This window comes from Halomonas sp. (genome assembly GCF_041689495.1).
In the GTDB taxonomy this organism is placed as follows: domain Bacteria; phylum Pseudomonadota; class Gammaproteobacteria; order Pseudomonadales; family Halomonadaceae; genus Halomonas.
On the sequence record NZ_JBDNGD010000326.1, the window covers coordinates 1 to 8,879 of the forward strand.

The following is an 8,879-nucleotide window of genomic DNA, read 5'->3' on the forward strand; positions in this document are numbered from 1 at the left end:
CGGGATGCTGCGCGACCGCCCGACGCCCCGCCAGGCAAGCGACCTCTCCCTGCGTGCGGCATCGTCTTCCTATTCCATCAGCTCGGTTCCTTATGGGCGTCTGGCTGGGCGGTTACCTCTATGACGTCACCGGCAACTACGATGTGGTCTGGAAGATCGCCATCCTGCTCTCCGTGGCGGCGGCGGCCCTGCACTGGTTCATTAAGGAAGCACCCATACGACGCCTCGAATCCGCGGAGGCCCGGGCATGACGCGCCACCTTGAACTCGAACCCATGACGAGCTTGCCATCCTGCTCATAGAGGCCAGAGCATCGCGCAGCGCCTCCTCGATCTCCGCCACCGCTCAGGCGTTATAGCCCACCTTGCCCAGCTCACTGACGTCATAGCCACCCAGCGCCTCGGCCTGCTCGGCGAAGCGCGCCTCCCGGGCGAAGGCCAGCAGCCGCTGGATCGGCGGCTCGAAGTAGCTGCGCCGCCGCAGGGCCAGGTCGAAGGCCTCCTCGTGCAGCGGCACGAAGGCCAGCCCCTGGCGGCGGGCCGCCGCCTCGACCCCGAGCCCCGCATCCGCCTCGCCCTGGCGGACCGCCAGCGCCAGGTCGTCCTCGTTGAGAGAGGGGTGCGCGGTGAAGCGCAGCCGACGGGTGTCGATCCCCGCCCGGGCCAGCAGCCATGCCAGCAGCCGATGGGCGCCGGCGGCGGGCTGGCGATGGGCGAGGCGCACTGCGTTCTTGGCCAGGTCTTCCAGGGAAGCGATGCCCAGGGGGTTGTCTGGCGCCAGCAGCAGCCCCTGGCGCCGGGTCGCCCAGCGCACCATCACCAGGTCCCGCATGCCGCCGAGCCCCAACGCCTCGGGTCGGTTGTAGCCGCCGCTGCTCTCGTCCAGCAGATGCAGCCCCGCCACCATCGCCTCGCCGGTCAGCAGCCGCCGCACACCGTCGCCGCTCCCGTGGCAGAGCAGCGCCAGTCCCGCCCCGCTCTCGCGCACTGCCCACTCCAGCAGCGGATCCTGGCTGCCCCCCAACACTACAGGCACGGGGCGGCTGCTCGCCTGATCCCCTTCCAGGTGGTTCATCAGCCAGAGATCGATGCTCTGGCGCGGGAAGAGCAGCTTGCCGGTAACGCGCACGCAGGGCATCGCCCCCTGGCGCACCAGGTCATAGACCTTGCGCTCCTTGAGACGCAGGTAGTCGGCCACCTCGGCGGTGGTCAGGTAGGCACGGGACGCGCTCCCCCGATTGGTTTCCCTCATGCAAGGCCCCCTCATGGCATCAGAAATGTCGTTATCCTGCATAGTACTGCATGAATTACTGCGTTGGATGCGTCACTGCGATTTAACGCACATGATGCAGGCAAACCGCTGGAGTCCACGATGTCCGACGATGCCAACGCCTTCCAGACCGCCCTGGCCCTGATCCTGGGAGCGGACCCCGACCTGTTCGGGGTTGTGGCGTTGTCGCTGCGGGTCTCGCTGAGCGCCGTACTCATCGCCGCATTGATCGCCCTGCCGCTGGGGGCAGCACTGGCGCTGTGGCGCTTTCCCGGGCGCGGCGTGGTGATCGTGATCCTCAACGCACTGATGGGGCTGCCGCCGGTCGTGGCGGGGCTGACCGTCTACCTTCTGCTCTCCCGGGCCGGGCCGCTGGGGGAGTTCGGCCTGCTGTTCACCCCCGGCGCCATGGTCATCGCCCAGGTGATCCTGGTACTGCCGATCATCGCCGCCTTGACCCGCCAGCAAATAGAAGAGCTCCACGGCGAATACCACGAGCAGCTACGCTCATTGGGACTCTCCAAGCCGCGCATGATCCCCACCCTGCTGTGGGATTCCCGCTTCGGCCTGATGACGGTGATATTGGCCGGCTTCGGTCGTGCCAGCGCCGAAGTCGGCGCGGTGATGATCGTCGGCGGCAATATCGAAGGCGTCACCCGGGTGATGACCTCCGCCATCGTGCTGGAGACCAGCAAAGGCAACCTGCCGCTGGCCCTGGGGCTCGGCATCGTGCTGCTCGGTCTGGTTGCCCTGGTCAACGCCGGCGCCCACCTGATGGGCGAGTCGGCGCGAAGGCGACTGGGATGAACACGATGTCACGCCTGACAACCAGCGCGATTCCCTCGCTCGCCCTGGAGGGAGTGGGCTTCGACCACCGCGGCCAGTCCTTGCTTCAGCCCCTCGACCTGCGCCTGGAAGGCTGCCGTCGCACCCTGGTGATGGGACCCAATGGGGCAGGCAAGAGCCTGCTGCTGCGCCTCGCCCACGGCCTGCTGCCTCCCACCCGTGGCCGGGTCAGCTGGGAGGGCCACACGCCGCGTCAGGCGATGGTGTTCCAGCACCCGGTGCTGCTCAGGCGCTCCGCCCTGGCCAACCTCACCTATGCCCTGGCGGTGAATGGCACGCCCCGGCAGCGGCGACGTCCCCTGGCTCGCGAGGCCCTGGAACGCTTCGGCCTGGCCGCCCTGGAGGCCCGCCCCGCTCGGGTGCTCTCCGGCGGCGAACAGCAGCGCCTCGCCCTGGCCCGTGCCTGGCTGCTGGAACCCGAGGTGCTGCTGCTCGACGAGCCCACCTCGGCCCTGGATCCCGCGGCCATCAAGGCGGTGGAAGATGCGGTCCTCGAGTTTCACCGCCGCGGCACCCGCATCCTGATGACCAGCCATGACCTCAATCAGGCTCACCGCCTGGCCGAGGATGTAGTGCTGCTCTATGCCGGGCGGCTGGTAGAGCACGGTCCGGCCAACACCTTCTTCACGGCCCCCGTCTCCCCCGAGGCGCGGGCCTTCATCCGGGGCGAACTGGTCCTGTAAGCCCATCAATATACGTTACTGCCACCACTAAGGAAGCCATCATGCTGCACAAGACAAGCACCACACTGACCGCCATCGGCCTGCTCAGCCTCTCACTGGCCGCCCAGGCCCAGGACGGCGAGCGCTACATCACCCTCGCCTCCACCACCTCCACCGAGAACTCGGGGCTATTCGACGCCATCATTCCGCAGTTCACCGAGGCCACGGGCATCGACGTGCGCGTGGTCGCGGTGGGCACCGGCCAGGCCTTCGAGATCGCCCGACGCGGCGACGCCGACAGCCTGCTGGTGCATGACACCGTCGGCGAGGAGCGCTTCGTCGAGGAGGGCTACGGCACCGAGCGCGCCGACGTGATGTACAACGATTTCGTGATCATCGGCCCCGGCGGCGATCCGGCCGGCATCGTCGATGCCGAGACCGTAGCCGCGGCACTGTCACTGATCGCCGGGGCCGAGGCACCGTTCGCCTCGCGCGGCGACGACAGCGGCACGAATCGCGCCGAGCTGCGCTTGTGGGAGGCCGCAGGCGTCGAGCCCGGCGGCGAGTGGTACCGGGAGCTTGGCAGCGGCATGGGCCCGACGCTGAACACTGCCGCCGGCATGGACGCCTACGTGATGAGCGACCGCGCCACCTGGGTCGCCTTCGACAACCCCCAGAACCTCGAACTGCTGTTCGAAGGCGATGACGCGCTGTTCAACCAGTACGGCAGCGTGCTGATCGACCCCGAGCGCCACCCCTACCTCAAGTACGACCTCGCCGCGCAGTGGCATGAGTGGCTGCTCTCCGAGGCGGGCCAACAGGCCATCGCCGACTTCGAGGTGAAGGGCCAGCAGCTGTTCTTCCCCAACGCCACGGACTGATCCTCAACACCCGGAGGTACACTGCATGTCAATCGCCAGCCAGCCGGGGGCGCTCGATGCGTTCCGTATCGCCCGCCTTCCCGATATCCAGTTCGGCCGTCAATCACTTCATCGCCTCCCCGAGCTGATCGCCGGTTTCGGCGGCACCGTCCTGCTGGTCACCGGCAAACGCTCCTTCGTTGACTCGGGCCAGTGGCCAGCGCTACTGGACACGCTTTCCAATCTCGGGCTGACCTGGCACCACGTCAGTATCCATGGGGAGCCATCCCCGGAGCGAGTCGACGAGATCGTAGGCGGTTACCACGAGGGCAGAATCGATGTCGTGGTCGCCATCGGGGGTGGCAGTACCCTGGATGCCGCCAAGGCGGTAGCCGGCCTGCTGCGCAGCGGCGCGTCGGTGATGGACCATCTCGAAGGCGTGGGCAAGGGGCTGCCCTATACCGGGCCGGCCGTGCCTCTCATCGCCGTGCCCACTACGGCCGGCACAGGCAGCGAAGCCACCAAGAATGCCGTGCTCAGTCAGCGGGGACCCGAAGGCTTCAAGAAATCCTTCCGTGACGACCAATTGGTGCCCACCATCGCCCTGGTCGACCCCGACCTGCTGGCCAGTTGTCCCAAGGCACAGATCGCTGCCAATGGCATGGATGCCTTTACCCAGTTGCTGGAATCCCATGTCTCCCTGAATGCCAGCCCGCCCACCGACGCCCTCTCCTGGTCGGGCATGCAGGCTTTCCTCGCAGGCTTCTGGTCGGCCTGGGAGGAAGGCCATCCTGATGCCGACGCCGGTTACAGCCGGATCGCCTATGCCTCCTTGATGTCGGGGATTACCCTGGCCCAGGCCGGGCTGGGTTCGGTCCACGGCCTGGCCTCACCACTTGGCGCCTTCTTCCCGATGCCCCATGGAGAGGTATGCGGCACCCTGCTGGCCGAGGCCACCGACATCAATATCGCGGCCTTGCGTGAGCGCTCAACGACCCCGGTGGCGCTGGAGAAATATGCCCGGGTGGGACGACTGCTCAGCGGCGAAACCGGGCTGGATGACCAGGACGCTTGTGACGCCCTGGTGGCAGAACTCCGGGAATGGACCCGAAGGCTGGACATGCCCCGCCTGAGCCACTTCGGCATGGGCCGGGAGGATCTCGATCGGGTGGTCGCCAATGCCCGGGGCGGCAGCATGAAGACCAACCCGCTGGTGCTCACGGATGCCGAGCTCACGTCATTGCTGAGTCGGCGGCTTTGACCCCTCAGGGAGAGTAAACGGGCTCCGGGACCCTTCGGCCAGCGTCCTGGCGGTAAACCAGGCGATCATGCGTTCCTCATCGGTGGGTATCACCCAGAGCCCCAGGCGACTGTCGCCCGCGGCGATGGAGAGGGCATTGACATTGTTGGCCGACGGATCGAGGCTCGCCCCCAGCCATTGACAGCCGTCCACCACGGCGGCCCGCACGGCCGCCGCTCGCTCGCCGATTCCGGCCGTGAATACCAGGTGGTCCAGGCCGCCCAGGGCAGCGACCAGGCTGCCGATCTCTCGCACGATGCGATAGACATAGAGCTCGATGGCCTCACGGGCCTCCTGCGCATCACTGGCCAGCAGGTCGCGCATGTCAGCACTGATACCCGACACCCCCAGCAGGCCTGACTCCTTGTAGACCAGCCGCTCGACGGCTTCCGGCGACATGCCTTCCTGAAGGATCAGGTGCAGCAGCAATCCCGGGTCCAGGCTGCCGCTGCGCGTCCCCATCATCAGGCCATCCAGTGGCGTGAAGCCCATGGTGGTGGCAAGGCTGCGTCCATCCCGGATGGCGCAGAGGCTGGCACCATTGCCCAGGTGGGCGACGATGACACGAGATGCTGCGACGCCATTGGAGGCCGACAGGAGGCCGTAATTGATCAGGGTACGATTGATGTAGTCATAGGAGAGGCCGTGAAAGCCGTAGCGAATCATGCCAGCATCGCGGAAGCGACGCGGCAAGGGAAAGGTGCGTGCCACTGCTGGCTGGTCGCTGTGGAAGGCGGTATCGAAACAGGCCACCTGGGGCAGGTCTGGCTGCCTTGTCGCCAGGGCATGCACCGGGGCCAGGCCGAAGGGTTCATGCAGTGGTGCCAGCGGAACCAAGGATTCCAGATCGGCCAGGACCTCCTCATCCAGCAAGACCGGGGCGGCATAGTCTCGTCCCCCGTGAACGATGCGATGACCGACCGCCGCGATCTCGCTGGTGTCAGGATGGGCCTCCAGCCACTCGAAAAGATGCGACATGGCCCCCTCATGACCGAGATCGTCGGGGATCGATCGCGACGACGGCTCCCCTGCCGATTCACCCTCGAGTGCCTGGCCCTCGGCGTCCTTGAGGGAGAAGGTCGCCCGACTGCCCAGACCCGAGAAGTGTCCTCGATAGGTGGGCGTCAGATCCAGAAGGCGGCCGCCTGCCGGTGCGACGAAAACGGCAAACTTGAGGCTCGAGGAGCCACTGTTGATGACCAGGATCTTGCTCATGCGCTTCTCAACGTTGGGGGGGTCGACGATGTGCCCATCGAGGCCTCACATCATGGGAAAGGAATAAGCGATGCAAGGATAATGCATTGCAGCATGCAAGGATATCCCGCCTTCCGATACGCCTACCGCCAAAACGCAAGCCCCCCGAGCCGGAAACCGGTTCGGGGGGCTTGTGATGGTGACGGCAGGTGAGGGAAGACTACGCCAGCGAAGCCGCCCTGGCTGCCCGCGCCGCGTGCAGCTTCTTGTAGCTGTCGATCAGTCGCTGATGCTTCTCCAGCCCCTCGAGCCGCATGCTGGTCGGCGTCAGGCCATGGAAGCGCACCTTACCGTTCACCGAGCCCACCACCGCCTCCATGGTCGCCTCGCCGAACATCCGCCTGAGGTTGCCGAGAAAGTCGTCCAGTTCCAGTTCCTCATCGAGCACCACCTCCAGTACCGCCCGCATGGCCTGGTAGAACAACCCCCGCTCGACGGTATTGTCGTTGTACTGCAGGAACATCTCGACCCGCTCCAGGGCTTCTTCGTGCTGTTGAAGCACCAGGTTGATCAACAGCTTCAGCTCGAGAATGGTCAATTGCCCCCAGACGGTGTTCTCATCGAACTCGACGCCGATCAGGGTGATGATATCCAGATGGTCGTCGATCTGGCTCTCTTCCAGGCGCTCCAGCAGATCGGCCAGCTGGCCATCCCCCAGGGCGTGCAGGTTGAGGATGTCTTCCCGGTAGTCCAGGGCCATGTTGGTATTGTCCCAGATCAGGTCCTCCACCTGATACACCTCGGAGTACCCCGGCACCAGGATTCGGCAAACCGGCGCGCTAAGATCCTCATGGACGGCCAAGTACGCCTCCTTGCCTATTTCCTCCAGGATACCGAACAAGGTCGCCGCCTCTTCCTCGTTGGTCCCCGAGAAGTCCCATTCGCAGAACGCGACGTCCGACCTGGCACTGAAGAATCGCCAGGACAACAGCCCCGAGGAGTCGATGAAGTGCTCGACGAAGTTGTTGGGTTCGGAGACGGCCTGGGAGTTGAAGGTCGGCGGTAGAAAGTCGTTCAGACCTTCCAGGCTGCGGCCCTGCAGGAGTTCGGTCAGGCTGCGCTCCAGTGCCACCTCGAAGCTCGGGTGCGCCCCGAAGGAAGCGAAGACACCGCCCGTCTTGGGGTTCATCAGAGTCACGCAGACCACCGGGAACCGGCCGCCCAGGGAGGCATCCTTCACCAGCACGGGAAAGCCCTGGGCCTGCAGCGCCTGGACGCCCTCCAGAATATCTGGATAGCGTTTCAGCACCTCAAGAGGCACATCCGGCAGTGCCAGCTCTTCCTCGATGATCTGCTTCTTCACTGCCCGCTCGAAGATTTCCGACAGGCACTGCACCTGCGCCTCATGCAGGGTATTGCCGGCGCTCATGCCGTTGCTGAGGTAGAGGTTCTCGATCAGGTTGGAGGGAAAGTAGACCACCTCAGCGTCCGATCGGCGCACGAAAGGCAGGGAGACGATGCCGCGCGCCACCAGGCCGGAGTTGGTGTCGATCAGGTTCGAGCCGCACAGTTCGCCCTCCGGGTCGTAGATCGCCCGGCAGTGGTCGTCGAGAATCCCCGCCGGCAGCTCGTCGTTCGGCCCCGGCAGGAACCATTTCTCGTCCGGATAGTGGACGAAGTCACCGTTGGCGATCTCCTCGCCGAAAAACTGATCATTGTAGAAAAAGTTGCAGCTCAGGCGCTCGATGAACTCGCCCAGCGCCGAACACAGCGCGCTCTCCTTGGTGGCGCCCTTGCCGTTGGTGAAGCACATGTTTGATGCGGCATCGCGGATATGCAGCGACCACACATGGGGCACGATGTTGCGCCAGGAGGCGATCTCGATCTTCATACCCAGGTCCGCCAGGGTGCCCGTCATGTTGGCGATGGTCTGCTCAAGCGGCAGATCCTTACCCTCGATCCAGGTGGCACCCTCACCCTCCAGCTTGCCCATCAGCAGGGCCTGGGCATTCTCGTCGATGTTCTCCACGGTCTCGATCCGGAACTCGGGGCCGGTCTGCACCACCTTCTTGACCGTGCAACGCTCGATGGCGCGCAGAATGCCTTCCCGGTTCTTGTCGGAGAGGTCCTCCGGCAGCTCCACCTGGATCTTGAAGATCTGATTGTAGCGATTCTCCGGGTCGACGATGTTGTTCTGCGACAGGCGGATATTCTCGGTGGGAATATTGCGAGCCAAGCAATACACCCGCACGAAATAGGCCGCACACAGTGCCGAGGAGGCCAGGAAGTAGTCGAAGGGGCTGGGCGCCGAGCCCTCCCCCTTGTAGCGAATGGGTTGGTCGGTAACGACGGTGAAGTCGTCGAACCTGGCCTCCAGCCGGAGGTTCTCGAGAAAGTTGACCTTGATTTCCATGGACGGGACACCGGACGCGTGAGCTTCGCCGCAACGAAGGCAGAAAGTCCACCATTATCCAGCTTTTCGCTCCATCCGTCTCGGGCTCCGTCCAAAAAACCACCGGCTGGACTACCGATACCGGCTCTTGGCCGGACGACCGTTCTGGAACAGATCATGGTGAATACAATGCATGAGGGAATCAACGGGCCTAGCACTGCCCTTTACCCACAAGCAGCAACTGGACAAAATGCATTGACTAACGCATGCTTTGGGAATGCATATACAAAATCAAATCAAGCGAACACTCTCGGAACCCTCAAACATAGAATACATTCGTAATCTACTGAAGAGCAA

General features: G+C 64.7%; 7 protein-coding genes and 1 pseudogene. 5 read left to right on the forward strand and 3 right to left on the reverse strand.

Annotation, left to right across the window (positions count from 1 at the left end):
- Positions 1-251 (forward strand): annotated as a pseudogene (locus tag ACESMD_RS10550) (hypothetical protein); the annotation flags it as partial.
- 93 nt (positions 252-344) lie between these two features.
- On the opposite strand, the gene ACESMD_RS10555 reads toward ACESMD_RS10550, so the two are convergent.
- Complete coding sequence (locus ACESMD_RS10555) at positions 345-1,250, reverse strand: substrate-binding domain-containing protein (RefSeq protein WP_372612938.1); 906 nt, start codon at positions 1,248-1,250, stop codon at positions 345-347.
- Between the two features lie 120 nt (positions 1,251-1,370).
- Here ACESMD_RS10555 and ACESMD_RS10560 point away from each other — a divergent pair, with 120 nt between their 5' ends.
- The 4 genes from ACESMD_RS10560 to ACESMD_RS10575 are packed head-to-tail and all read left to right on the forward strand — an operon-like array spanning position 1,371 to position 4,897.
- Positions 1,371-2,075 (forward strand): ABC transporter permease, encoded by a 705-nt coding sequence (locus ACESMD_RS10560; RefSeq protein WP_372612940.1) that lies wholly within the window; start codon positions 1,371-1,373, stop codon positions 2,073-2,075.
- Positions 2,076-2,080: 5 nt separating this feature from the next.
- Complete coding sequence (locus ACESMD_RS10565) at positions 2,081-2,797, forward strand: ATP-binding cassette domain-containing protein (RefSeq protein ID WP_372612942.1); 717 nt, start codon at positions 2,081-2,083, stop codon at positions 2,795-2,797.
- Positions 2,798-2,841: 44 nt separating this feature from the next.
- Positions 2,842-3,657 (forward strand): substrate-binding domain-containing protein, encoded by an 816-nt coding sequence (locus ACESMD_RS10570; RefSeq protein ID WP_372612950.1) that lies wholly within the window; start codon positions 2,842-2,844, stop codon positions 3,655-3,657.
- Positions 3,658-3,682: 25 nt separating this feature from the next.
- A complete protein-coding gene (locus ACESMD_RS10575; protein ID WP_372612944.1) occupies positions 3,683-4,897 on the forward strand; it encodes an iron-containing alcohol dehydrogenase in 1,215 nt (404 codons plus the stop codon).
- On the opposite strand, the gene ACESMD_RS10580 is transcribed toward ACESMD_RS10575, so the two are convergent.
- Complete coding sequence (locus ACESMD_RS10580; protein ID WP_372612946.1) at positions 4,874-6,151, reverse strand: acetate/propionate family kinase; 1,278 nt, start codon at positions 6,149-6,151, stop codon at positions 4,874-4,876. The genes ACESMD_RS10575 and ACESMD_RS10580 overlap by 24 nt on opposite strands.
- Positions 6,152-6,350: 199 nt before the next feature.
- Positions 6,351-8,543, reverse strand: coding sequence for an OsmC domain/YcaO domain-containing protein (locus tag ACESMD_RS10585; RefSeq protein ID WP_372612948.1), 2,193 nt, complete (start codon positions 8,541-8,543; stop codon positions 6,351-6,353).
- Between the last annotated feature and the right edge of the window lie 336 nt (positions 8,544-8,879).

Coding starts and splice junctions, on each gene's coding strand:
- ACESMD_RS10555 (WP_372612938.1), bottom strand. CDS start 1,250: ATGAGGGAAACCAATCGGGGGAGCGCGTCCCGTGCCTACCTGACCACC.
- ACESMD_RS10560 (WP_372612940.1), top strand. CDS start 1,371: ATGTCCGACGATGCCAACGCCTTCCAGACCGCCCTGGCCCTGATCCTG.
- ACESMD_RS10565 (WP_372612942.1), top strand. CDS start 2,081: ATGTCACGCCTGACAACCAGCGCGATTCCCTCGCTCGCCCTGGAGGGA.
- ACESMD_RS10575 (WP_372612944.1), top strand. CDS start 3,683: ATGTCAATCGCCAGCCAGCCGGGGGCGCTCGATGCGTTCCGTATCGCC.
- ACESMD_RS10580 (WP_372612946.1), bottom strand. CDS start 6,151: ATGAGCAAGATCCTGGTCATCAACAGTGGCTCCTCGAGCCTCAAGTTT.
- ACESMD_RS10585 (WP_372612948.1), bottom strand. CDS start 8,543: ATGGAAATCAAGGTCAACTTTCTCGAGAACCTCCGGCTGGAGGCCAGG.